The 23,024-nt window shown below is 62.1% G+C and carries 22 protein-coding genes; 8 read left to right on the forward strand and 14 right to left on the reverse strand.

Annotated features, from left to right (window positions below; translation table 11 throughout):
• Positions 1-6: 6 nt before the first annotated feature.
• The 5 genes from pdeM to AC0L16_RS16560 all read right to left on the reverse strand — a co-directional run bounded on the left by pdeM (position 7) and on the right by AC0L16_RS16560 (position 6,144).
• Positions 7-723, reverse strand: a complete 717-nt coding sequence (gene pdeM, locus AC0L16_RS16540; protein WP_473621978.1) for a ligase-associated DNA damage response endonuclease PdeM — start codon at positions 721-723, stop codon at positions 7-9.
• Positions 720-3,242, reverse strand: a complete 2,523-nt coding sequence (locus tag AC0L16_RS16545; RefSeq protein WP_473621980.1) for a ligase-associated DNA damage response DEXH box helicase — start codon at positions 3,240-3,242, stop codon at positions 720-722. The genes pdeM and AC0L16_RS16545 overlap by 4 nt, the downstream gene beginning before the upstream one ends.
• Before the next feature lie 233 nt (positions 3,243-3,475).
• Complete coding sequence (locus AC0L16_RS16550) at positions 3,476-4,336, reverse strand: C40 family peptidase (RefSeq protein WP_473621981.1); 861 nt, start codon at positions 4,334-4,336, stop codon at positions 3,476-3,478.
• Positions 4,337-4,366: 30 nt separating this feature from the next.
• The gene (locus tag AC0L16_RS16555) at positions 4,367-4,717 is read right to left on the reverse strand and encodes a MarR family transcriptional regulator (RefSeq protein WP_473621982.1); all 351 of its coding nucleotides are present in this window, start codon (positions 4,715-4,717) and stop codon (positions 4,367-4,369) included.
• 62 nt (positions 4,718-4,779) lie between these two features.
• Complete coding sequence (locus tag AC0L16_RS16560; protein ID WP_473621984.1) at positions 4,780-6,144, reverse strand: leucyl aminopeptidase family protein; 1,365 nt, start codon at positions 6,142-6,144, stop codon at positions 4,780-4,782.
• Positions 6,145-6,266: 122 nt separating this feature from the next.
• Here AC0L16_RS16560 and AC0L16_RS16565 point away from each other — a divergent pair, with 122 nt between their 5' ends.
• Entirely contained in the window at positions 6,267-7,088 is an 822-nt protein-coding gene (locus tag AC0L16_RS16565; protein WP_473622060.1) for a tetratricopeptide repeat protein, read from the forward strand.
• Positions 7,089-7,557: 469 nt separating this feature from the next.
• On the opposite strand, the gene AC0L16_RS16570 is transcribed toward AC0L16_RS16565, so the two are convergent.
• The 9 genes from AC0L16_RS16570 to AC0L16_RS16610 all read right to left on the reverse strand — a co-directional run bounded on the left by AC0L16_RS16570 (position 7,558) and on the right by AC0L16_RS16610 (position 16,623).
• On the reverse strand, positions 7,558-8,574 hold the full coding sequence (locus tag AC0L16_RS16570) for a type II secretion system F family protein (protein WP_473621985.1): 1,017 nt from the start codon (positions 8,572-8,574) through the stop codon (positions 7,558-7,560).
• Between the two features lie 12 nt (positions 8,575-8,586).
• Positions 8,587-9,600: a type II secretion system F family protein gene (locus AC0L16_RS16575; RefSeq protein ID WP_077377327.1), complete on the reverse strand. Its 1,014-nt coding sequence runs from the start codon at positions 9,598-9,600 to the stop codon at positions 8,587-8,589.
• A 29-nt stretch (positions 9,601-9,629) separates the two neighbouring features.
• Positions 9,630-11,141 carry a CpaF family protein gene (locus AC0L16_RS16580; RefSeq protein WP_473621986.1) on the reverse strand — a complete coding sequence of 504 codons (1,512 nt, stop codon included), beginning with the start codon at positions 11,139-11,141 and terminating at the stop codon, positions 9,630-9,632.
• 29 nt (positions 11,142-11,170) lie between these two features.
• Positions 11,171-12,454, reverse strand: coding sequence for a CpaE/TadZ family protein (locus AC0L16_RS16585; RefSeq protein WP_473621987.1), 1,284 nt, complete (start codon positions 12,452-12,454; stop codon positions 11,171-11,173).
• A gap of 26 nt (positions 12,455-12,480) precedes the next feature.
• Entirely contained in the window at positions 12,481-13,203 is a 723-nt protein-coding gene (locus AC0L16_RS16590) for a CpaD family pilus assembly protein (protein WP_473621988.1), read from the reverse strand.
• A 14-nt stretch (positions 13,204-13,217) separates the two neighbouring features.
• A complete protein-coding gene (locus tag AC0L16_RS16595; RefSeq protein ID WP_473621989.1) occupies positions 13,218-14,759 on the reverse strand; it encodes a type II and III secretion system protein family protein in 1,542 nt (513 codons plus the stop codon).
• Complete coding sequence (gene cpaB / locus AC0L16_RS16600) at positions 14,756-15,568, reverse strand: Flp pilus assembly protein CpaB (RefSeq protein WP_473621991.1); 813 nt, start codon at positions 15,566-15,568, stop codon at positions 14,756-14,758. Before cpaB ends, AC0L16_RS16595 begins: the two co-directional genes overlap by 4 nt.
• A 210-nt stretch (positions 15,569-15,778) precedes the next feature.
• Entirely contained in the window at positions 15,779-16,297 is a 519-nt protein-coding gene (locus tag AC0L16_RS16605; RefSeq protein ID WP_473621992.1) for an A24 family peptidase, read from the reverse strand.
• 155 nt (positions 16,298-16,452) lie between these two features.
• The gene (locus AC0L16_RS16610; RefSeq protein WP_473621993.1) at positions 16,453-16,623 is read right to left on the reverse strand and encodes a Flp family type IVb pilin; all 171 of its coding nucleotides are present in this window, start codon (positions 16,621-16,623) and stop codon (positions 16,453-16,455) included.
• 402 nt (positions 16,624-17,025) lie between these two features.
• Here AC0L16_RS16610 and AC0L16_RS16615 point away from each other — a divergent pair, with 402 nt between their 5' ends.
• The 7 genes from AC0L16_RS16615 to rpsT all read left to right on the forward strand — a co-directional run bounded on the left by AC0L16_RS16615 (position 17,026) and on the right by rpsT (position 22,546).
• Entirely contained in the window at positions 17,026-17,448 is a 423-nt protein-coding gene (locus AC0L16_RS16615) for a pilus assembly protein N-terminal domain-containing protein (protein WP_473621995.1), read from the forward strand.
• A gap of 152 nt (positions 17,449-17,600) precedes the next feature.
• Positions 17,601-18,158 carry a TadE/TadG family type IV pilus assembly protein gene (locus AC0L16_RS16620; RefSeq protein WP_473621996.1) on the forward strand — a complete coding sequence of 186 codons (558 nt, stop codon included), beginning with the start codon at positions 17,601-17,603 and terminating at the stop codon, positions 18,156-18,158.
• A 36-nt stretch (positions 18,159-18,194) separates the two neighbouring features.
• Complete coding sequence (locus tag AC0L16_RS16625; protein ID WP_473621998.1) at positions 18,195-18,815, forward strand: TadE/TadG family type IV pilus assembly protein; 621 nt, start codon at positions 18,195-18,197, stop codon at positions 18,813-18,815.
• Between the two features lie 248 nt (positions 18,816-19,063).
• Positions 19,064-20,302, forward strand: coding sequence for a phosphopentomutase (locus tag AC0L16_RS16630; protein WP_473621999.1), 1,239 nt, complete (start codon positions 19,064-19,066; stop codon positions 20,300-20,302).
• The gene (mutM, locus tag AC0L16_RS16635; protein ID WP_473622000.1) at positions 20,295-21,203 is read left to right on the forward strand and encodes a bifunctional DNA-formamidopyrimidine glycosylase/DNA-(apurinic or apyrimidinic site) lyase; all 909 of its coding nucleotides are present in this window, start codon (positions 20,295-20,297) and stop codon (positions 21,201-21,203) included. The genes AC0L16_RS16630 and mutM overlap by 8 nt, the downstream gene beginning before the upstream one ends.
• A 99-nt stretch (positions 21,204-21,302) precedes the next feature.
• On the forward strand, positions 21,303-22,076 hold the full coding sequence (locus AC0L16_RS16640) for an enoyl-CoA hydratase (protein WP_473622001.1): 774 nt from the start codon (positions 21,303-21,305) through the stop codon (positions 22,074-22,076).
• Positions 22,077-22,279: 203 nt separating this feature from the next.
• Positions 22,280-22,546, forward strand: coding sequence for a 30S ribosomal protein S20 (rpsT, locus tag AC0L16_RS16645; protein WP_023802137.1), 267 nt, complete (start codon positions 22,280-22,282; stop codon positions 22,544-22,546).
• The last annotated feature ends 478 nt before the right edge of the window (positions 22,547-23,024 follow it).

Here is a 23,024-nt window from a genome sequence, read left to right on the forward strand (position 1 = left end):
AGCAGCTCAGCCCGGCCGCAGCATCGAGCCGGAAATCGCAAAAATGCGCTCCGTGCCGAGCATATAGGCCATCAGCGTCTCGCGGCGGAACAGCCCGGCATAGGCGCGGTCGAGCACATTGAGGGACCCGGTATAGGCGCCGAAAGCCGGCATGATCATGCGGCCGCCATCGCCGGCAAAGCAGCGTCGCCGCACCGAGCGGCCCTGCTGGACGATGCGGGCGCAAGGGTGCAGATGGCCTGATACCTCGCCTTCCACTCTCACCGCCGAAGGCTCGTGCCGGAATACGAGAGAGCCGATGGCCAGCTCGCACACCGTCTCGCCGGGCAAGTCGGCCGGCGCATCCGGATCATGATTGCCAGCAACCCAGAACCAGTCGCGGCCGGCCATCAGCGCTTCCAGGCGTTCGCGAAAGCTTGAATGCATGCGCGCGGCGCCGCCGCCGTCATGAAAGCTGTCGCCCAGGCTGATGACGATCGCCGGCTGATAATCGGCAATCACCGCCTGCAGCCGGAGCAATGTCGCACCCGTGTCATAGGGCGGGATCAACGTACCGCGCCGTGCCAGCGACGAGCCCTTTTCCAGATGCAGGTCGGACACGGTCAAAAGCCGAAGCTCGGGAAAATAAAGCACGCCGCGCCGATCGCAGATCGCACGCTCGCCGGCGATGCCGATAGGGTCGGCATCCGCCAGGAGCCCGGTCATGGCGAGTGCGAATGTCATTTCGTCCCCATGGCCTCCTCGACCAGCGTTGCCGCATCCATCAGCAGCGTATCATCGGCCTCGCCATGCACCGGCATCTTGCCGATCTCGAGCATGATCGGCACGGCGAGCGGCGAAATCTGCTCAAGGTGCTTATGCACGATTCGTCCCTGGATACGCGAGAGCATCTCGGCAAGTCTGCTGACATCCAGCAGACCCGTGGCCGCGTCGGCACGCGTCGCCTGCAGCAGGATGTGGTCGGGCTCATGGCTGCGCAGAACGTCGTAGATGAGGTCGGTCGAGACGGTGATCTGACGGCCGCTCTTCTCCTGGCCCGGATGACGTTTTTCGATCAGTCCGGAGATGAGCGCGCAATTGCGAAAGGTGCGCTTCAACAGCCAGCTGTCGGCCAGCCAGGCTTCGAGATCGTCGCCCAGCATGTCCTGGTCGAAAAGCGCGGCCAGCGACGGTTTCTTCGCCCGGAACATCCTGCCCATATCGGCCAGCGACCATATGGCAAGTGCATAGTCGGTGGCGACGAAGCCGAGCGGCCTGGCTCCCGCCCTGTCGAGGCGGCGGGTAAGCAGCATGCCAAGCGTCTGGTGCGCCAGCCTGCCCTCGAACGGGTAGGCCACCAGATAGTAGCGGTTGCCGCGCGGAAAGGTCTCGATCAGCAGGTCGTCGCGTTTCGGCAGCACCGATTTGTCGGCCTGAAAGCGCAGCCAGTCGGCGACCTGTTCCGGCAGCTTCTTCCAGCGCTGCGGGTCGTCCAGCATGATGCGAACCTGTTCGGCGAGGTAGGTCGAAAGCGGGAATTTGCCGCCGCCATAATAGGGCACCTTGGCGTCACTGCCGGGCGCATTCGACACGAAGCATTCATTGTCGCGGATGCCCTCGAAGCGCAGCACCTTGCCGGCGAACATGAAGGTATCGCCATGCGTCAGCGTTTCGAGGAACGCCTCCTCGATCTTGCCGAGAACCCGACCGCCGCGCGAGGCAGAGCCTTTGCTGCCGGCCTTGATATAACGCACGTTGAGCGCCGGCACCTCGATGATGGTGCCGACATTCAGCCGGTACTGCTGGGCGATGCGAGGATTGGACACGCGCCACAGCCCGTCCTTGTTCAGGCGGATGCGGGCGTAGCGCTCGTAGTTCTTCAGCGCATATCCGCCGGTGGCGACGAAGTCGACGACACGATCGAACGTCGGCCGGTCGAGTTCGGCATAGGGCGCGGCGGTTCGCACCTCCTTGAACAGCGCATCGGCATGAAAAGGCGCGCCGCAGGCGCAACCCAAGACATGCTGCGCCAGCACATCGAGCCCGCCATTGACCAGCGGTGGTGTGTCCTGGGCGCCGAGATAATTGGCGTCGAGCGCCGCCCGGCATTCCAGCACCTCGAAGCGGTTGGCCGGAATCAGGATCGCCTTCGACGGCTCATCCATGCGGTGGTTGGCGCGGCCGATGCGCTGCGCCAGCCGGCTCGCACCCTTGGGAGCGCCGACATGCACGACCAGGTCGACATCGCCCCAGTCGATGCCGAGGTCGAGCGTCGACGTGGCGACGATGGCACGCAAGGCATTCTCGCCCATCGCCTTTTCGACGCGCCGGCGCTGGGCGACATCGAGCGAGCCGTGATGGAGCGCGATCGGCAAGGTGTCCTCATTGACCCGCCACAATTCCTGGAACAGCAGCTCGGCCTGGCTGCGCGTGTTGACGAACAGCAGGGTCGTCTTGTGTCGCTTGATCTCGCTATAGATTTCCGGCGTGGCGTAGCGGGCGGAATGCCCCGCCCACGGCACGTGCTCCTCCGAATCGAGAATGGAGATGTCAGGCTTGGCGCCGCCGGTGACGGCGATCAATTCGGCCATGCCGCCCGGTGGATTCTGGCTGACCAGCCAGCGCCGCAATTCGTCCGGCTCGGCAACCGTCGCCGACAGGCCGATCGTCTGCAAGCCGGGAACAAAGGATCGCAGCCGGGCCAGCCCGAGCGACAGGAGATGCCCGCGCTTCGACGTCACCAAAGAATGCAGTTCGTCGAGCACGACATAGTGCAGATCCTCGAAGAAGCGCCTGGCGTCGGGCGCAGCAATCAGCAGCGCCAGTTGCTCGGGCGTCGTCAGGAGGATGTCGGGCGGCGCCAGCTTCTGCCGCTGGCGCTTATGCGCGGGCGTGTCGCCGGTGCGCGTCTCGATGGTGACAGATAGACCGATCTCTACCACCGGCTTGCCGAGATTGCGCTCGATGTCGACGGCCAGCGCTTTCAGCGGCGAGATGTAGAGCGTGTGGATGCCGCGACGCGCCTGCCCCGGCCTTCTCCCCGGCCGCCCGGCCAGCTCGGTTAGTGAAGGCAGAAACCCGGCCAGCGTCTTACCGGCGCCGGTCGGTGCGATCAGCAGAACCGACTGCCCGGCTTGGGCAGTCGCCAGCAATTCGATCTGATGGGCGCGCGGCGACCAGCCCTTTTCCGCGAACCATTTGAGGAACGGCTCGGGCAAGTGCGCGGCGGCATTCTGTTCGGCGAGGCGCGGCTGCTCTGTCACCCGCCAGAGGTAGCGCGGCGGCGCGCAATCGCCAAGAAGAATCGGAACAAAAGGTGATCGAGCGCGGTTTTTCCTTCTCCCCTTGTTGTGGGAGAAGGTGGATTGCCGCGAAGCGGCAAGACGGATGAGGGTGCTGGAAGAAATGAGGCGTTGGCGTTCTCGGGAACACCCCTCATCCGACCGAGCTTCGCTCGGCCACCTTCTCCCACAAGGGGAGAAGGAAAGCGCTTACGCTAAGGCCGCCGAAACCCTGTTGGACCGCCATAGAGATAGCCGATACGGGCGAGGGCTTGCCTGAACCCTTCACGCGAGACCAGCATGGTTTGGCCGTTGGCGTGGATCATCGTTTCCGGGTCGGTCATGACAGCGACATGGCCTTTCCAGAACACCAGGTCGCCGCGCCGCAACCCGGCAAAATCCGCGCCCGGGTCGAGCGGCTCACCGATGGTCGCCGCCTGCATGTCGGAATCGCGCAGCACTTGCCTGCCGGCCATGTGCATCGCCAGTTGCACGAGACCGGAACAGTCGATGCCGAACCCGGAGGCGCCGCCCCACAGATAGGGCGTGCCGAGAAAAGCTTCCGCGACCGCGACATAGTCGGCAGCAGGCTCTCCGACAGGCCTGAGATGGCCTGAGATGACAGCCTCGCCGGACGGCAGCAGCGCATAATGCGTGCCGCGCGTTTCGGCCGCGCCGGTCACCGTCACCGCAGATCCCATCGACAGTTGCCCGCTCAGCGGAAGCCGCAAATCAGGTCCCGGATAGAGGAAGGTTCGCGGCACCGAGACGACATGGGTGGGCGCATGGTCGCGTCCGCCCAGCACGGTGTCGGCGACATAGCCGACATAGCCGTCGCGTTCGGCCTGGATCCAGGCCCAGCCTTCGACGTCTTCGAAGACGAGGACGTCGTCGCCGAACAGGGCTTGCGTGTTGACGCCGGCATCCGGCCGCGGCGCCTTGCGGATATCGGCCACTGCGGCTGAAACCCGCGCTGGCCGCCCGGCGACGAAGCGATCGGCGGCGACCTCGCCTTCCAGCCTGGCATCGGCGAGATCGGAACGGAAGGCGTGAAGGCGAGCATCCCTGGCGGTCAAATCGGCAACTCGGTCAGAAGGGCGGTTCGGTCAGATAGGCAATTCCTGGGCTCTGGCAATGATAACATCGCCGAAGCGCTCGACAAAGAGAGCACCTTCTACGGTTCGCTTGACCAGCACGTTGCGCTTGTCGATCTCGTCGCGATGGCGCGAAACCAGCTTCATTGCGCCCATCGTGTCGAGTGCCCGGGTGATCACCGGCTTGGTGACGTTGAGCCGGGCGGCGAGCCCGCGCACCGTGTGCGGCGGCGGGTCAAGATAGATGGTGAACAGGATCGCCGTCTGGCGCATGGTGAGGTCCGGCGCGTCGTCGCGCACCTGCGACAGCACCACCTGCTGCCACAGTCGCAAGGCTTGGCTTGGACGCATCGAAATCGACATCCGGCCAGAATGACGGCAAATTGTTTCGGTTCCGTTTCAGTCCTCGTGCTGAACAGGAGCTGTCAGGCGTAGCGTTTCGAAATAACCCTTTCCAGCGCTCGGATGCCTTGCGCCTCACCGCCGGCGAGACCGTACGGACGATCGGACGGGTTCCAGGCGAAGATGTCGAAATGCGCCCAGGCGGCGGTCTTCTCAACGAAGCGTTTTAGGAAAAGCGCCGCGGTGATCGAGCCGGCGAAACTGTCTGATGTGACATTGTTGATGTCGGCGATCTTCGACGACAGCTTTGCGGCATAGGGTTTCCACAGTGGCATGCGCCACAGAGGATCCTCGACCGCGACGGAGGCCGCAGCGAGGTCGGAGGCCAGCGCTTCATCGCCGGTGTAGAAAGGCGGCAGATCGGGACCGAGCGCCACGCGAGCAGCCCCGGTCAAGGTCGCCATGTCGATCAGCAGCTGCGGCTCGTCGTCGTCTGCCAGTGCCAAGGCGTCCGCCAGCACCAGCCGTCCTTCGGCGTCGGTGTTGCCGATCTCGACGGTGATGCCCTTGCGGCTCACCAGCACGTCGCCGGGCCGGAAGGCGTTGCCGGCAATCGAATTTTCGACCGCCGGGATCAGCACACGAAGCCGGACCTTCAGTCCGGCGGCCATGATCATCGAGGCGAGGCCCAATACGTTGGCCGCACCGCCCATGTCCTTCTTCATCAAGAGCATGCCCGAGGACGGCTTGATGTCGAGACCACCGGTGTCGAAGCAGACGCCCTTGCCGACCAGCGTCACCTTCGGAGCGCTCTCCGGTCCCCAAATCATGTCGATCAGCCGCGGCGCGCCGACGGAAGCGCGGCCGACCGCATGGATCATCGGGAAGTTCTTCTTGAGCAGGTCGTCGCCCTTGGTCACCGACACTTCGGCCTCGTACGCCCCGGCCAGCGTCCGAACTGCCTTCTCCAGCTCGTCAGGTCCCATGTCGCTGGTCGGCGTGTTGACCAGGTCGCGCGTCAGGAAAACGCCATCGGCGATGCGGCGAACGTAAGCCCCTTCAGCGCCGAGCGGCAGCGAAAAACGCAGCGCCTTGCCAGGCTTTTTGCCGTAGCGAGTGAAGACATAGCCGCCGAGCGCCAATGCGATGGCCGCGATTTCCGGCTCGGCCAGTGTGGAGGCGAAATGCCAGTCGCCTTCGGGCAAGGCTCTCGCCAGCGCGCCGATCGCAAGCGCGCCTTCGCCGTCGCCCGTGCCGAACAGGGCTCCGGCAAGTGCGCCGTTTTTGTCGGGCAGGATCAGCGTCCTACCGGCCTGACCGGAAAAGCCGTTGGCCTTGGCCCAGGCGAGCGAGGGCAAGGCAAGCCTTGCCGCATCCAGTCGATCCTTCGCCACCAGATGGACCGGCAGCGTGGTCTTCAGTTTTCTCTCGATGAGTTCGACTGGCATTCGATGATCTCCGGCTTCCGAGTCGGCGCGTTTTAACTATCCGTTAGGGTTAACAGAATATTTCTGCGGGAGGGAAGATGGCCACGTAATAGCCAATTTGACGAATGGAGGCCCTGGTGCAGATGCCGACCAACCGCATGACGAACGCCACGGGGAAGCGGCTGATCACCACTGCGTTCATATTAGCGCTCGCGGCCAGCGTTGCAGGCTGCGGAACCAGCAAGTTGACGACCGGCTCGATCGGACGCACCAGCGGCAAACCCTTGGAAACCATGGCGGCCGGCGAGTTGCACAAGGCGACGATCGCGCTGGGTCAGTCCTACGCCAAGAACCCCGACGACAAGCGGATCGCGACGAATTATGCCGCGGCGCTGCAAATGGATGGCGACGCCGACCAGTCGCTCGCCGTGATGCGCAAACTGGCAATCGTCCTGCCGAAGGACCGCGACGTGCTCGCCGCCTATGGCAAGGCACTTGCCGCCAACGGGCAGTTCGAGCCGGCGCTCGACGCGGTGCGCCGCGCGCAGACACCGGAATATCCCGACTGGAAGCTGGTGTCGGCGGAAGCCGCGATTCTCGACCAGCTTGGCCAGAGAGACGAGGCGCGCCAGAACTACCGCAAGGCGCTTGACCTCAAGCCGAACGAACCTTCGATCCTTTCCAATCTCGGCATGTCCTATGTTCTGGAAGGTGATCTGCGCACGGCTGAAACCTATATGGGCTCGGCCGCCCAGCAGCCGAACGCCGACAGCCGCGTCCGCCAGAACCTGGCGCTGGTCGTCGGCCTGCAGGGCCGCTTCGACGAGGCCGAGAAAATCGCCTCGCAGGAGCTGTCGCCCGAACAGGCGCAGGCGAACGTGGCTTACCTTCGCCAGATGCTCGCCCAGCAGAACGCCTGGAGCCAACTCAAGGACCAGGACAAGGCAAAGCCCGCCACCAACTGACCGCACCACGTCCCGGCGCCAGACGTACAGGCCGCGTTGCATCAGCACCGCGGCTTTTCTCTGCATTGCCGCCTGGCTAAAGCGCGTCGCGTTTGACCGGCCACATGCGAGGCGCTTCAGGTCCGTTGGAGATGGTCATCCATTTCTTCGTCAGATCGTTTGCAGAATATGTTCCACCCTATCATACATATCGATGTCGGCGCTGCCCCTCATTGCCCTGCCGGGCATTTCTCCCCGTAAACGGGGAGAAAGAAGCTGGCTGCCCCTCGGCGCCCTTCCTGCAACGCTTGTCGTTGGCGAAACCGTCGACGACGGGGCTTTCTCCCGTCACTATACGGGGAGAAATGCCCGGCAGGGCAATGAGGGGCAGCGCCGACCTGTCAAGCCGAGACAAGCGCTATAACCGCGGCGCCAAAACCGCTGCACACCCTCGGGTCAGGCCCGTGGGCATGCTTTTGCGCGACATACATTATTGGCTACTCGATGTCGGCTGGTCGCCGAAGATACCGCGCTCGCTCACCTGGATGCCGGCGGGACCCAGAATGATGGCGAACAGCACCGGCAGGAAGAACAGGATCATCGGCACGGTGAGCTTCGGCGGCAAGGCCGCGGCCTTCTTCTCGGCGGCGTTCATGCGCATGTCGCGGCTTTCGCCGGCAAGCACGCGCAGCGCGTGCGCCACCGGCGTGCCGTAGCGCTCGGCCTGGACCAGCGCCTGCGACACCGACTTGACCGATTCCAGGCCGGTGCGGCTTGCAAGGTTCTCGTAAGCCTGCTTGCGTTCCTGCAAGTAGGAAAGTTCGGCATTGGTCAGGATGAACTCTTCGGCAAGCGCCACCGACTGCGCGCCGATCTCGTCAGCGACCTTACGAAACGCCGCCTCCACCGACATGCCGGACTCGACGCAGATAAGCATCAGATCGAGCGCGTCCGGCCACGCCATCTGGATCGACTGCTTGCGCTTGGTGGCGCGGTTGTTGACATAGAGCACCGGCGCGTAAAAACCCGCATAGGCGACGACGACACAGACGAACAACTTGATGACAGGCGGCTGCTCCGGCAACCCGCCGAGCACGAACAGATACATCGCAGCCAGGGCAAAGCCGACAAAAGGCAGGATCAGACGGAAGAAAAGGAAACGCGTCAACGGATTCTGCCCGCGGAAGCCAGCCACCTTGAGTTTCTGCAAGGTGCCTTCATCGGCCAGGGCGCGCCTCAGGTCCAGCCGGTCGACAATATTGCGCATGCCGATCGACTGTTCCTCGCGCAGGCCCTTGCGGCGGCGATCGGCCTCGAGGGCAAGCCGCGCACGCTGCTTGGCGCGCAGTTCGTCGCGCTCCAGCGCCACCGATTTCATACGCGCCTTGAGCTGGTTTCCGCCAAAGGCAGGCAGCAGCGTGAACACGGTCGCAAACACCGCGATGCCGACCAGCAAGGCAATCAGAAATGCCGGATCGGTAAGAGTTTTGACGACGTTCTCAGTCATGCGCTCGAAATCCTAAACCTCGAAGTTCATCATCTTGCGCATCACCAGGATGCCGATCGACATCCAGGCCGCGGAGCAGCCGAGGATCAGATTGCCGACGCTGGTGGTGAACAGAGGCATGATGTAGTTCGGGCTTGTCAGGTAGACGAGAAAGGCGACGACGAATGGCAAGGCGCCGATGATCACCGCGGACGCCTTCGCTTCCATGGACAGCGCCTGGACCTTGGCCTTCATCTTCTTGCGGTCGCGAAGCACCCGCGAAAGATTGCCCAGAGCCTCGGAAAGATTGCCGCCGGCCTGGGACTGGATCTGGATGACGATGCCGAAGAAGCTCGCCTCGGTGCACGGCATTGTCTCGGCCATACGCATGCTGGCGTCGGGGATCGACAGGCCCATCTGCTGCGAATCGATGATACGGCGGAACTCGGTCTTGACCGGTTCGGGGGATTCATTGGCGATCAGGCGGACAGCGTCGTTCAGCGGCAGGCCGGATTTGACCGCGCGCACGATGATGTCGAGCGCGTTCGGGAATTCGTTGAGGAACGCCTTGACCCGGCGGGCGCGGCAAAACGAAACGAACCAGCGTGGCAGGCCGAGGCCGCCGACCAGCAGCGCACCCGGCAAGACAAACAACGGCGCGCCGAAGAAATAGGCAAGAAACGTCAGGACGGCGCCGCAAACCGCCGAGTAGAAATAGAAGCGCTCGAGCGAGACCTTCATGCCCGCCTGACGGATCTGGGCTTTCAGTGGCGGCTTTTTGACGTTGCCCTGGTTGGCTTTTTGCTTCTGTTCGAGGTCCTTCAGTGAATCCTGAACCGATTTGCGCCGCTTGGCCGCTTCCGCCACGCGATCGCGCGAAGCCTTGACGACGGCACCATCCGTCTCGGCGGTCTTGATCGTTTCAAGCCGCCTGCCGACCTGCTTCTCGGCGCTGATCCGGTTGAACAGAAAAGCATAGGCGACCGCGCCGGCGCTGAAGCCGGCGAGCACGATGACTGCCAACACTGTGCCGTCAATTCCAAACATCGGCCTTGGCTCCTACGCCTCCAAATGAATCAGTCAGCGCGTTTCTCCATTGCCTCGAGCGCATTGGCGAGGCGCTGTTCCTCGCCATAGTAGCGGGCGCGCTCCCAGAAATGCGGACGACCGATGCCTGTTGAAACATGCTCGCCCAGCAGTCTGCCGTTCGCGTCCTCGCCTTTGATGTTGTAGAGAACGATGTCCTGCGTGATGATGACGTCGCCCTCCATTCCGATCACCTCGGTGATGTGGGTGATGCGCCGTGATCCGTCGCGCAGGCGTGCGGCCTGGATGATCACGTCCACGGAACCGACCACGATTTCACGCACGGTTTTCTGCGGCAGCGTGTAACCGCCCATCGCGATCATCGATTCAATACGGTTCAGGCATTCGCGCGGGCTGTTCGAGTGGATCGTGCCCATCGAGCCGTCGTGGCCGGTGTTCATCGCCTGCAGAAGATCGAACACTTCAGGTCCGCGCACTTCGCCGACGATGATGCGCTCGGGCCGCATGCGCAGGCAGTTCTTGACCAGGTCGCGCATGGTCACCTCGCCCTCGCCCTCGAGGTTGGGCGGGCGGGTTTCCAGACGCACGACATGCGGCTGCTGCAGTTGCAGTTCGGCCGAGTCCTCGCAGGTGATGACGCGTTCCTCGCGGTCGATATAGTTGGTCAGGCAATTGAGCAGCGTCGTCTTGCCCGAGCCGGTACCGCCTGAAATGACGATGTTGCAGCGGACGCGGCCAATGATCTTGAGAATCTCGGCGCCGTGCGGCGAAATGGCGCCGAACTTGACCAGCTGGTCGAGTGTCAGCTTGTCCTTCTTGAACTTGCGGATGGTGAGCGCGGCGCCGTCGATGGCGAGCGGCGGCGCGATGACGTTGACACGGGAGCCATCGGGAAGGCGCGCGTCGCAGATTGGGCTCGATTCGTCGACGCGGCGGCCAACCTGGCTGACGATGCGCTGACAGATGTTGAGAAGCTGCTGATTGTCGCGGAAACGAATGCCGGTCTGCTCGACCTTGCCGTTGACCTCGATATAGACGTCCTTGGAGCCGTTGACCATGATGTCGGCGATGTCGTCGCGGGCGAGCAACGGCTCCAGCGGCCCGTAACCGAGCACGTCATTGCAGATATCCTCGAGCAGTTCTTCCTGCTCGGCGATCGACATCGCGAAATTCTTGATCGCGATGATGTCGTTGACGATGTCGCGGATTTCCTCGCGTGCGCTTTCGGGATCGAGCTTGGCGAGTTGCGACAGGTCGATGGTGTCGATGAGCGCGGCAAAGACCTGGCTCTTGGTGTCGTAATAGGTTTCGCTCTTTTGGCGCTGGAGCTTTTTCGGCTCCGGGGCCAACGGCGGCGCCTCGACCGCACGGCGCACGGGCGCAGCAGACGCGCCAAGCGTGCCAGATGGCGGCGGCGGTGCGGGTTTGGCAAGAACCGCCGTTTCCGCAGGTTTTGCCGCCGGCGCGGCAGGCGCAGGTGCCGGCTGACGGAATTCCGGGGTGAACCGGTTGCCGTCGTCGCTGCCTCTTTTACCAAACATGATCGATTACCAATTCCGCTCCGGAAGCATCACTTCTTGCCGCGCGAAAGCTTGCCAAGGAGGTTGCCGAGGCCCGCTTTCTTTCTTGCCTTGATTTCGCTGCGCCCGGTCAGCACATGCGCAATCTCGTTGATCGTGCCGACAACCAGGTTCTTGGCATCCATTTCGCCGAGCATGCGCCCGTTGTTGGCGGCGTTTCCGAACAGCAGCGGCTCGAAAGCAATGACCGACATCGGCGACAGGCCGAGCGAGTCGGCGAAGTCGGATGACGAAATCTCCGGGCGCTTTGGCACGCCGGCCTGATTGATGATCAGCTTCGGCGGCGGATCGTTCGGGCGAAGCCGTTTGAACATGTCGGCCAGATTCTTGGTGTTGCGCAGATTGGCCAGCTCCGGCGTCGCCGTGATCACGATCTCGTCGGCTTTGACCAGTATGTTCTTGGTCCAGCCCGTCCAGATGTGCGGAACATCGAGCACCAGAAGCGGCACGCTGCGCTGGGCCGTGTCGATAAGCTGCGTGAAAGCGTCTGGATCGAAATCGTAGACCCGATCGAGCGTTGAAGGCGCTGCAAGCAGCGACAGATGCTCGGCGCACTGGGCAAGCAGCCGATCCAGATAGACCGCGTCGAGGCGCTCCGGTGAGAAAACGGCTTCGGCAATGCCTTGCGCCGGATCCTGATCGAAATTGATGTTGGCCGTTCCGAAAGCCAGGTCGAGATCGGCGACAACCACTTCGGACTTGAACAGCGACGACATCGCCCAGGCCACATTGTGGGCAATGGTCGAGGAGCCGACGCCACCCTTGGCGCCGATGAAGGCGATCGAGCGGCCGATCGGCTCGGCTTCCGGATCAACGAAAATCGTCGATATAACGCTGACGATATCGGCCATCGACACCGGCGCGATGACATATTCGGAAATGCCGGAGCGGATGAGCTCGCGATAGAGCCCGACATCGTTATAGTGGCCGATGACCACGACCTTTGAGGTCGGATCGCAATATTCGGAGAGCTGCGTGAGTTGCTCGAGCAATTGCTTCGGCTCGCTGCGCGATTCCAGCAGGATCAGGTTCGGTGTCGGCGCCGATTGGTAGAACTCTATGGCGGTGGCGACGCCGCCCATATGAACCTTCAAATGGGCCTTCGCCATGCGACGATCCTCGCCGGCGCGCTCGACCGGATTCGCAACGCCCTCGGTCTCGCAAAATGCCTGAATCGAGATGCGCGGAATCGGCCGCAACGCCTGCATGGCGGCGATGTCCTGCTGCGAGATTTCGCCGCCATCTATCCCCGTGTCGTAGGCGAGATTGCTCATGTCCGCGTGCTCCAACCTGCGATCGATCAGTAGTCGACTTCTGTTGCCGGGATCGGCGAATAGAACGGGGCGTTTTGATAGCCATCAATGACGACGTCACGCCTTTCGGCATCTATGGGGGTCTGTTTACGCGGCCCGAGCAGATCGGTCGGATTTGCCATCTGGGCGGCAAGATTGTTCTGATACGAGCAGCCGAAATCGGCATAGTGCTTGTTTTCCGAGGTCTGCAGCAGGTCTTCAGGCCAGCGTCCGCATCTGTCGGTCTGCGCCTTCACCGAGACATAGGCGACGCGGATCGGCGCGGACGCTTCGGCCGAAACCGACTGGTAGGTGGTGATGACGATCCGGTTCCGGCTGATGCCGCTGGCAATCGCAAGTCTGGCGAAATCGCGACCGGCCGCGGTCGCGGCGATCTCGTTGGCCGAACCGCTCGGGATCGAGATCGTCAGGGTCGGAGCGGCGCTCTTGTCATAGCCATCCAGGAAGCCCAGAAGCGTGTCGCGCTGTGACCCGGTCATGCCGCGATCGCCGGCGCCGACCGGAAGGTCGATCTTCAGGTTCTTCTCAGCAATCACGATCGGATGGGTGGTGCGATAATCGTCCGGAACAGCGCCGACCGTGATGCTGTCCCGGTTGGCGCAGCCCGCCAGCAGTGCCGCAACCGCCAGGACCGGAATGGCCGGCCGGTAGATCCGCGAACGGCCGGACCGCGCCGCTGCGGTGATCGTCCTCAACGCTGACTGAGACATGTCCGCTTCCCCGCTTACTTGTAGATGAAGCCGACAACGCCGTGGTAACGGCCGTTGGGCTTGTCGGTTTGCATGGTGCCGTAGACGCGATTGACACGGCCTAGGAACATGCCGGCGCCATCGCTGGCGGCGTTGAAATTGTCGTCCGGCTTGGCAAGGGCGTTGCGCGTCACCGGCTTCACCAAATAGGGCGTGATGATGATGACGAGCTCCGTCTCGTTGCGAACGAAATCCCGGCTGCGGAACAGCGTGCCGAGCACTGGGATCTTGGTCAGCCCGGGCAGCCCGGCGACCGCCTGCCGGATGTCGTCCCGAACCAGGCCGGCGATCATCATCGAACCGCCGGAAGGCAGTTCAATGGTGGTGTCCGCCAGTCGCTTGCGGATCGACAGCAAAGTGGTGCCGGGCAAGTCGCCGGCCGCTTCGAGCACTGTGGCGCCTTCCGTCGTAGGCTCCGAAACCGACGTCCTCACTTTAAGGCTGATGCGGCCCGCCGAGAGCACGACCGGCTGGAATTCGAGGCCAATTCCATATTCGAGCTTTTCGTTGCTGTAGGTAACCTGGCCCGTTATGTTGTCTTCTGAAACGTTGCTCGTCCGGCTTGTGATGAGATTGAATTCGCCGCCGACTTTGAATGTCGCTTTTTCGCCCGAAACCGCGGTCAGCGTCGGCTCGGCGAGTGTCTTCATGACGCCGCTCTGCTCCATGGCATTGATATACGCCTGAAGTCCGTTTCCGAGCGCATCACCCAGCTGTAAGTTGGAGTACTGCGAAATCGGCTTGCCCAGGCCATAAGGAGGAGAACTCATCGCGCCGAAGGAGAAGCCGTCGCTGCTGCCCTTGCCGATCAGGTTGACGCCGAGTTGCTTCATCACCGAGCGGCTGACCTCGGCCACCGTCACCTTCAGCGTCACCTGATCGTCGCCGATGATCTGCAAGAGGTTGACGATCTGGCTGACGCGACGCTCGGAATCCGGGTTGTCGATGTCGACACCGGATTCGGCCGAGCCGCCGGAGGCGGTCTGTGAATATTGTCCCGTGGTCGCTTCACCGCCGGACACGAAGATGGTGGCCAGATCGACTGCGCGCTTGGCATCCAGGGGAGTATCCACGGTTCCGGTCAGGACGACGTTGTCGTTCAGCAATTCGACCGTGATGCTCGATGACGGTATGAAGCGCCTGATATAGTCTTCCAGTCCGGCGACGTCGCGTTCGACCGCCAGATCCAGGCTGACGATCTGTTCGCCATTAGGGCCGAAGACGAAGATGTTGGTGTCGCCCACCGCCTTTCCAAAGAGATAGATGCGCCTGGCGGTGCGGGTCACCGCATCGGCGACCGCCGGGTTGGCGACCAGTATATCATAGGCATCGCTCGGCAGGTCGATGACCACCGATTTGTTGAGACCGAGCTTGACGCGCTGGGTGGCGGTCGAAGCCGACACCTCGGCGTTCCTGCTTGCCGCATTCGCCTTGAGGAGGCCATGTGCATTCGATCCAAGCAGGAACAGGCCGATTGCCGCAGCCAGTGTGACCGGCAGTCGCGCGTTTAGCCTCATTGCCTTGCTCCCACTTCGGAAACTTCGCCCGACTTAATCAGGCGTACTGTTCCGCGTCGCCCATTGCCGGAAACGAGATAGTCGGCCTCGCCCAGATTCTTCTCCTGGGTGTCGGTGATCGACCGCAGCGCCAACGTCAGGCGATCCGCCATCTGCTGGGCGACGGTGATGATTTCCGCCTGCTGCGGTGTCAGTTCCAGGGTGGCGGTCTGGCCGACCCTGGTGCGCTTGCCTTCCTCGTCCTCCTGGATGGTCTGGTCGATTGCCAGGACGCGAATGTTCTTGAGGATGGTCTCGGTCGTAAAGCCGCTGCCGCCGCCTGCCGCATCGGCTCTGCGGGTCATGATGACGTCGACGAAATCGTTGGGAAGTATGAAGCCGCCGGCCGACGTGTCGGCCGATACGGCTGTAGCGACGGCCCGCATGCCGGAGGGCAGGATCGACGACATGAAGCTCTGTCCCTCGCCGATCAGCTTGGAGCGGCGCAGCGGCTCACCGGCATACATCGCCACACGGGCGATGCCGCCTTTCAGCTTCTCCAGCGCATCGGGCTCCGCGACGCGGGTGATGAAATTCGCGTTGACGCCGTCGGCCGGCCAGGACTGCCAGCTGATGTTGTTGTCGAGCGGACTGCCCATCGGAACGTCGCCGGACAGGACCAGCACGTCCTGCAGCGCGATTGCCGGCGCCTCGGGGCCGGAATCGACGATTTGAGGTGGCGGCGCCGCCACCATGTTTTTTGCTACATATCCTGCGCCACCCGCCGCGGCGACCGCCACGCCTAGAATGATCAGTCGGGATGCTGGCATCTGTCCGAACCTCGCCTTGGCAAACAACCTAGCCAAGCCGGACCTTGCAGCGGCAATCGTCAAAACAAGGTTAATTTAATACTTACGATCGTGATTAATTTAAGGTTTACATAAATTTGAGGCATCCGGTCCGGCCAGCAAAAAAGGCGGCCAAGCCGCCTGCTCCAACGTCAAATCGAATGTGGGAAGGCTGGCCTGACGAGGGAAGAATCAGGCCGCCAGCCTTGCGAGTGCCCACGCCATCAACGGCGAGTTCGGAAAGGTGAGCAGGCCGCCAACGCCAAGCGCGATGCCATAGGGAACGCCGGTCGTCTCCTCGGCGAAGTGGCGTAAAAACCGGTTATGGCTTGTGACGGCTGCAAGCGGCGATTTCCGATAGACGAGGATGGCGAGTGTCAGCAGGCCACCGATGAATGTCGAGGTTACGAGATATTCGACGAGATGGATGTTCAGCCCCATCCAGACGGCGCTGGCGGCCAGCAGCTTGGCGTCGCCGCCTCCCATGCCGCCGAGCGCGAACAGACCGAAGGTCACGGCGAGAACCAGGCCGCCGGCGGCAAAATGCCAGCCATAGGTTGCCCAGTCCATGCCGGTTAGCGGCGCGACCAGGGCGAAGACGGCGACAAGCAGCACCGGCACGCGATTGGCGATCGTCATCGACAGCATGTCGGAGATCGCTGCGAAAAGCATGCAGAACGGAAAGACAACGAAGATCAGGGCTTCAAGCATTGGTGCGGCGCCTGTGGTCGAACTGTGCCTGGTCTCAGCCTAGGCGTGTTCGATTAACGATTGATGAGGCTGCGAGCTGAAAATCTGCCGGTACGACGAAACAGGGCCGCCAGTGAGGCGGCCCTGTTCTGGAAAACACCGGACTTCGTGATCTGTTACGAATTGTTGACCTTAGTGGCGATCCCGTTGAACTTCGCGTTCAGCGCGTCGCCCAGCGAGCCGGCGCCGACCATGATGGCGAGCGCGATGAGAGCGGCGATCAGACCGTATTCGATGGCGGTCGCGCCGGATTCGTCCTTCACAAAACGTGCAATGAGATTAGACATTCGAGAGCTCCTACTCCAGGTGTTACAGCAATTCCGTCAACTTCTCTTGGTGGTTGATCGGATGCTGACAATCTATGGAGAAGCTCTTTCAATCGGCTTAATAAACAGCCTTACCGATTCCTTTCCGGCTTCAATGACATTGCGTGGTTAACCGTAGACTAAGTGACGCCTATGGACCCGACACGCACGTCGAGGGCCGCGAAAGGCGCAACTTGGCGATTGGGGAGGGGGGCGGCACGCACCAGGCGATCCACGCTCCAGGCGATTCCCGCTCTAGGCGATCCCCGCCCTATGTGATCAACGTGCCGAGCCCGACGTCTCCACGGCTCTCCTCCGCTTAACCGTTGCTTCACCAATCTCGTTCATGTTCCGTTGAGCAATTTGCCGCCGTGGAGCGCTTCAATGACCGGGCCGAGATCGTCCTTTCCGATTGCAGCACTTCTTGCCGCCACGGCTCTTGTCGTGCCGGCCAAGGCTGGCGCCGGCATCGAGGTCACGATGAACCAGGCGAAGATCGTCAAACTGTCGCGTGCCGCCGATACGGTCGTCGTCGGCAATCCGGCGATCGCCGACGCCTCGGTGCAGGATGCTTCGACGATCGTGCTGACGGGCAAGGGCTTCGGCGTCACCAATCTCGTCGTCCTCGATCAGGAGGGCCGTCCGATCGTCGACGAGCAGATCACCGTCGTGCGACAGGACGCCTCGTCGGTGCGCATCTATCGACGCGCCGAAATACAGACCATGTCGTGCACGCCGTATTGCGAAAGCTCGTATAAAAGCGAGGCGGAGAAGGCCTCGGAGGCCGAGATGAGCGCCGGCCAGTAAGCGACCCGACCGTTTCGTCTCGCTGAAAATGCCGCTTCGGTTATCGGCCTGTTAAACCCTTCCAGCCGAATTTAACGATCATCCAAACCGCACTTCAATGGGTTTGCGCTAATGTTGCTCCGACACCTCTTGAGGATCGGCAGGCACGGGACATGAGCAAAGCAGGACGATCAGGCTTTTTCGCGCGCTTCCTTGGCGACCGGGGCGGCAGCACGGCTTTGGAGTTCGCGATGCTTGCGGTGCCGTTTGCGCTCCTCGTCTTTGCCATACTGGAGAGCTGCATTTCATTTGCCGGGCAAGAGGTGATGGCCAATGTCACCGACGATGTCGCGCGCCAGCTACGAACGGGCCAGGTAAGGCAGGCGAATGTAACCGAGGCCACGCTGAAGACCATGATCTGCAGCCGGCTGGAGATCATGGTCGCCAAGGACTGCCCCGGATTGGAAGTGGATCTGCGCGCGTATCCGAGCTTCGCCGCCGCAGCCCAGGCGGGCTTCAAGATCCAAGACGGCGAAATCGCGCTGACCGGCACGACCCCCGCGACTTTTGCGGTATCCCCAGGCTTGGCTGAATCGATAAACATGCTGCGGGTTTTTTACAAATGGCCCGTCATGACCGATTTCATGGCCAAGTCGATGGCCAATCTGAAAGACGGCAACACGCTGCATTTCGCATCGATGACCTGGAAGAACGAGCCGTTCGACGACTGAAAAACGCAAACCGCTGCGTGGGAAAAGCACTAGAGCATGGGGCGTGCGGGGGCAGATATGGGAATCGCAGGGATCTGCACGAAAGCCATCCGGTTCTGCCGCGATCGCCGCGGTGTCGCGGCGGTTGAGTTTGCCTTCATCGTGCCCGTCCTGCTGATCATGTACTTTTTGACCATGGAAGCCTCGCAAGCCATCGAGACCAGCAAGAAGGTCAGTCGCATCGGCAGCATGGTGGCGGATCTCGTCACCCAGCAGCAGACCATCACGCCAGCCGAACTCGATGCAATCATGCAGATCGGCAACTCCACCCTTCAGCCATACAACCGATCGACCCCGGAAATCACCGTCACCGCAATAGAGGTCACGAATGAATCGACGCCGCGGGTGCTGGTCGCTTGGTCACGCAAGATGGTCGGCAGTGCCTTCAGCGCCGGCGCCGCCAAGAACTCCGTCACCACGGTAGCACCGACGCTCAACGCCAAGGGCACGTTTCTCATTCGCGTCGAAAGCAAACTCGCATACGAGCCTATCATCACCTGGTCGGCGGACAGTGAAAAGCGGCTTGGCTTTAGTTCGGCTTTCAACTCGATATCGATGGGCGAAACCTATTATCTCAGGCCGCGCAGGAGCCCGACGATTACCTGCGACACCTGCTGAAACGACGGTGCCCGACTCCGATCGCCATTGCTATCGGCCTGACACCAGGCGCACGATGGCCGCGGACGCCTTCAACCCATGTGTCATGTAAGTTCCCCGCTCAATTTTTTTTCGTCGATCCACGCCGATGCCGGCCATATTTCAACTACCGCGCCCGGTCGTGCAGACAGCGCTGGTTCGAATTGCCAATGGCGGCGCGGCCGCCTATGTCTTGGCGGACAGACAAACGATATAAATGAATCCCTGCAATGGCGCGCGCCTTCCTTTTTGTTCTCGATTCCTTCGGCATCGGCGGCGCGGCCGACGCAGAGCGCTATGGCGACACTGGTTCCAACACGTTCGGACACATCGCTGGAGCCTGCGCGGAAGGCCGGGCGGATCGCGAGGGGCTGCGCAAAGGCCCGCTTTTCGTGCCCAACATGCTCTCGCTCGGTCTGGGGCACGCGGCGAAAACAGCGACAGGATTCTGCTTCGACAGCGGCGGCAAGGCCCTGCTTGCCTCCGCCGTCCACGGCGCGGCGCAGGAGATTTCGAGCGGCAAGGACACGCCGTCAGGCCATTGGGAAATCGCCGCCTTGCCGGTCCGCTTCGACTGGGGCTATTTCCCGGACACGGTTCCCGCCTTTCCAGCCGAGCTGACCGAAGCGATCGTTCGCGAAGGAGAGGTGCCGGGCATTCTCGGCAATTGCCATGCTCCGGGCACCGAGATCATCGAGCGGTACGGCGAGGAGCATGTCCGCACCGGCAAGCCGATCTGCTACACTTCGGTCGATTCCGTCCTGCAGATCGCCGCGCATGAAGTTCACTTCGGCCTGGAGCGGCTCTACGAATTCTGCAAGGTGGTGCGCAGGCTGGTCGATCCCCTGAACATCGGACGGGTGATCGCGCGGCCTTTCATTGGGGAAACCGCCGCCAGCTTCGAACGGACGCACAACCGCCGGGACTATTCAGTGCCGCCGCCCGAACCGACCCTGCTCGACCGGCTGACGGCGCGTGGCAGCCGGGTCATCGCGGTCGGCAAGATCGGCGACATCTTCGCCCATCGCGGCATTTCGGAAGTGCGCAAGGCCGCCGGCAACATGGCGATGTTCGACAAGGCGCTCGGCGCGATGGATGACGCCGGCGACGGCGATCTCGTCTTCGCCAATTTCGTCGATTTCGACACCGAGTTCGGCCATCGGCGCGACGTTGCCGGCTATGCCGCCGCGCTCGAGGCGTTCGACCGGCGGCTGCCGGAGGCGCTTGCACGGATCAAGGCAGGCGACCTTCTCATCCTCACGGCCGACCACGGCAACGATCCGACCTGGCACGGCACCGATCATACGCGCGAACGCATTCCGGTGATCGGCACCGGACCAGGCTTTGGCGGCGACATCGGGCTTAGAACGACGTTCGCCGACATCGGTGAAACGGTCGCCGAGCATCTTGGCTTGGCACGCGGCCGTCACGGCACCTCCTTCTATAAAGAGATAGGCGGCCATGCCTGAGTTGCCTGAGGTCGAAACGGTGCGGCGTGGCCTGCAGCCGGTTCTGGAAGGCGCCCGCATCGCCCGCGTCGAGGCGCGCCGACCCGACCTGCGCTTTCCGTTTCCCGAGAAATTCCTGGAGAGGCTGACCGGCAAGACGATTACGGCGCTCGGCCGCCGGGCCAAATACTTGACGATGCATCTCGAAGGCGGCCCGGTGCTGATCTGTCATCTCGGCATGTCGGGCTCGTTCCGCATCGAAACCTCCGATGGCGGCGAAATGCCCGACAGCAGCGAAATGTTTCGCGCGTTTTATCACGAGCGCCCGAAAAGCGCAGTGCACGACCATGTCGTCTTCCATATCATCTCTCCCCAAGGCGCCCGGTCCCGGGTGACCTTCAACGATCCGCGCCGTTTCGGCTTCATGCTGTTTTCGGAAGGGACGCCTGACACGCATCCGATGCTGGCGGGGCTTGGCGTCGAGCCGACAGGCAATGCGTTGGACGGCGAGCTGCTCGCCTCCCTGCTGAAAGGCCGGAAGTCGCCGCTAAAGGCAGCACTTCTCGATCAGCGGCTGATCGCCGGGCTCGGCAATATCTATGTGTCGGAGGCGTTGTGGCGCGCCGGCCTGTCGCCGTTGCGCGAGGCAGGCACCATGGCAAAGCCTGGAAAGAAGGCCAAACAGCAGCGCGACGCCTTGGCCGAAGCAATCCGCGCGGTGATCGCCGATGCGATCGCCGCCGGCGGATCGTCGCTGCGCGACTATGTGCAGACCGACGGGTCTCTGGGCTATTTCCAGCATTCGTTCGCGGTCTATGATCGCGAGGGCGAGGCCTGCTCCAAGCACGGCTGCAGCGGCCATATAGAGCGCATCGTGCAAAGCGGGCGTTCCACCTTCTATTGCCGGAGCTGTCAGTTGTGAGCTAGGTGCGGGTGTGACTTAGGTGCGGGTGTGAGCCAGGTGCCGGGTGTGAGCTGGACGCCTGATGTAAGCCAGAAGACCCAGTGAGGAGAGACAGTCATGGCCTATGAAACGATTATCGTGGAAACCCGCGGCAAGGTCGGGCTGATCACGCTGAACCGGCCGAAGGCGCTCAATGCGCTGAACTCGCAGGTCCTGGCGGACGTGGTCGCGGCCGTGAACGGCTTTTGCGCGAATACCGGCATCGGCGCCATGGTCATCACCGGCTCCGAAAAAGCCTTCGCGGCAGGTGCGGACATCAAGGAAATGCAGGCGATCTCCTTTGTCGACGCCTATGTGCTGGATTTCTTTATCGGCTGGGAAGAGCTCACCCGGGCGCGCAAGCCTGTCATCGCGGCGGTGGCCGGCTATGCGCTCGGCGGCGGCTGCGAACTGGCGATGATGTGCGACTTCATCATCGCCGCCGACAACGCCAAGTTCGGCCAGCCCGAGATTACGCTCGGCGTCATGCCGGGCATGGGCGGATCGCAGCGCCTGACGCGTTTCGTCGGCAAGTCGAAGGCGATGGACATGTGCCTGACAGGACGGATGATGGATGCGGCGGAAGCCGAGCGTTGCGGCCTGGTGTCGCGTGTCGTGCCCGCCGGCGAGCTGCTCGAGGAGGCGTTGAAGGCTGCGGCCAAGATAGCCGATTTTTCGCTGCCGTCAGTGATGATGGCGAAAGAGGCCGTCAACCGCGCCTATGAAACGACACTGGCCGAGGGGCTGCGGTTCGAGCGCCGGCTGTTTCACTCACTGTTTGCGCTTGATGACCAGAAGGAAGGCATGGCGGCCTTTGTCGAGAAGCGGAAGCCAAATTTCTCGAACCGGTAGCCAAATTTCTCGAACTGGTAGATGGGGACGACTTCGGCCGGAAGCGAGCGACAGCAGCGGCCAAAAAGAAGGCGAAGCAGCGTTGACGCGCCGGGAAAGCTGAACTATAAGCCGCACCAACCGAGGCGGCCCTGTGGCTGCCCGTTTGTTTTTTGCGCCTTGCGGCATCCCGCATGCGTCCACCAGATCAGAAGAGAGGCATCATGGCCAATACCTCCTCGGCCAAAAAGGCAACGCGCAAGATCGCCCGCCGCACGGCGATCAACAAGAACCGCCGCTCGCGCGTGCGGACCTACATCCGCCAAGTCGAAGAGGCGCTCGCCTCGGGCGACAAGGCTGCCGCGCAGGCTGCTTTCAAGGTGGCTGAGCCGGAATTGATGCGCGCCGCGAGCAAGGGCGTGGTGCACAAGAATACGGCATCCCGCAAGGTGTCGCGCCTGGCCCAGCGCCTCAAGGTGTTGTCGGCCTAATATACCTTTATTAAACTTGTCGTTTTCAGACCCGGCCGCTCGTGCCGGGTTTTTTCGTTTGCCGGCAAGTACTTAAAAAGAAAGTCCGCAAGCAACATCCCGCACGATTTCGAAGTTCGAAATGCTTTGCCGGCATATACATGCCGGCTGACAGGCGCTGCCGCGGAAAGCGTTCACGGCGAAAATATCGACTATCGAAAATCACCTTTATTTTTCAAAATGTTGCGGACGGTCATCCACAGCTTGTTCACATCGGGTGCGAGGGATGGGGGACAATTGCCTGTCAAGAAAATTATTTCAAAAAATATCGCGTGACGCGGCCTTTTTCACATTCGCCGGAAAAGGGTTTGAATCACAATGGGTTTGTCAAAACAAGCCAGTGCAACGCAGGCTCCGAACCCGTTTGCGCTAACCACATTCCTTAAAAATCCGTTAGTCGTGGCCTTGCCCTATCCACAGCGATTTCGCTAAGGTCTGT

Source organism: Mesorhizobium sp. WSM4848, assembly GCF_055811375.1.

Excerpts from the sequence above, each read along its gene's own strand:
- AC0L16_RS16575 (WP_077377327.1), bottom strand. The coding sequence starts at position 9,600 with ATGTTTGGAATTGACGGCACAGTGTTGGCAGTCATCGTGCTCGCCGGC.
- AC0L16_RS16565 (WP_473622060.1), top strand. The coding sequence starts at position 6,267 with ATGCCGACCAACCGCATGACGAACGCCACGGGGAAGCGGCTGATCACC.
- AC0L16_RS16555 (WP_473621982.1), bottom strand. The coding sequence starts at position 4,717 with ATGTCGATTTCGATGCGTCCAAGCCAAGCCTTGCGACTGTGGCAGCAG.
- pdeM (WP_473621978.1), bottom strand. The coding sequence starts at position 723 with ATGACATTCGCACTCGCCATGACCGGGCTCCTGGCGGATGCCGACCCT.
- mutM (WP_473622000.1), top strand. The coding sequence starts at position 20,295 with ATGCCTGAGTTGCCTGAGGTCGAAACGGTGCGGCGTGGCCTGCAGCCG.
- AC0L16_RS16605 (WP_473621992.1), bottom strand. The coding sequence starts at position 16,297 with ATGCTTGAAGCCCTGATCTTCGTTGTCTTTCCGTTCTGCATGCTTTTC.
- AC0L16_RS16580 (WP_473621986.1), bottom strand. The coding sequence starts at position 11,141 with ATGTTTGGTAAAAGAGGCAGCGACGACGGCAACCGGTTCACCCCGGAA.
- AC0L16_RS16625 (WP_473621998.1), top strand. The coding sequence starts at position 18,195 with ATGGGGCGTGCGGGGGCAGATATGGGAATCGCAGGGATCTGCACGAAA.
- AC0L16_RS16595 (WP_473621989.1), bottom strand. The coding sequence starts at position 14,759 with ATGAGGCTAAACGCGCGACTGCCGGTCACACTGGCTGCGGCAATCGGC.
- AC0L16_RS16640 (WP_473622001.1), top strand. The coding sequence starts at position 21,303 with ATGGCCTATGAAACGATTATCGTGGAAACCCGCGGCAAGGTCGGGCTG.
- AC0L16_RS16585 (WP_473621987.1), bottom strand. The coding sequence starts at position 12,454 with ATGAGCAATCTCGCCTACGACACGGGGATAGATGGCGGCGAAATCTCG.
- AC0L16_RS16630 (WP_473621999.1), top strand. The coding sequence starts at position 19,064 with ATGGCGCGCGCCTTCCTTTTTGTTCTCGATTCCTTCGGCATCGGCGGC.
- AC0L16_RS16570 (WP_473621985.1), bottom strand. The coding sequence starts at position 8,574 with ATGACTGAGAACGTCGTCAAAACTCTTACCGATCCGGCATTTCTGATT.
- AC0L16_RS16610 (WP_473621993.1), bottom strand. The coding sequence starts at position 16,623 with ATGTCTAATCTCATTGCACGTTTTGTGAAGGACGAATCCGGCGCGACC.
- AC0L16_RS16590 (WP_473621988.1), bottom strand. The coding sequence starts at position 13,203 with ATGTCTCAGTCAGCGTTGAGGACGATCACCGCAGCGGCGCGGTCCGGC.
- AC0L16_RS16620 (WP_473621996.1), top strand. The coding sequence starts at position 17,601 with ATGAGCAAAGCAGGACGATCAGGCTTTTTCGCGCGCTTCCTTGGCGAC.
- AC0L16_RS16560 (WP_473621984.1), bottom strand. The coding sequence starts at position 6,144 with ATGCCAGTCGAACTCATCGAGAGAAAACTGAAGACCACGCTGCCGGTC.
- cpaB (WP_473621991.1), bottom strand. The coding sequence starts at position 15,568 with ATGCCAGCATCCCGACTGATCATTCTAGGCGTGGCGGTCGCCGCGGCG.
- AC0L16_RS16615 (WP_473621995.1), top strand. The coding sequence starts at position 17,026 with ATGACCGGGCCGAGATCGTCCTTTCCGATTGCAGCACTTCTTGCCGCC.
- rpsT (WP_023802137.1), top strand. The coding sequence starts at position 22,280 with ATGGCCAATACCTCCTCGGCCAAAAAGGCAACGCGCAAGATCGCCCGC.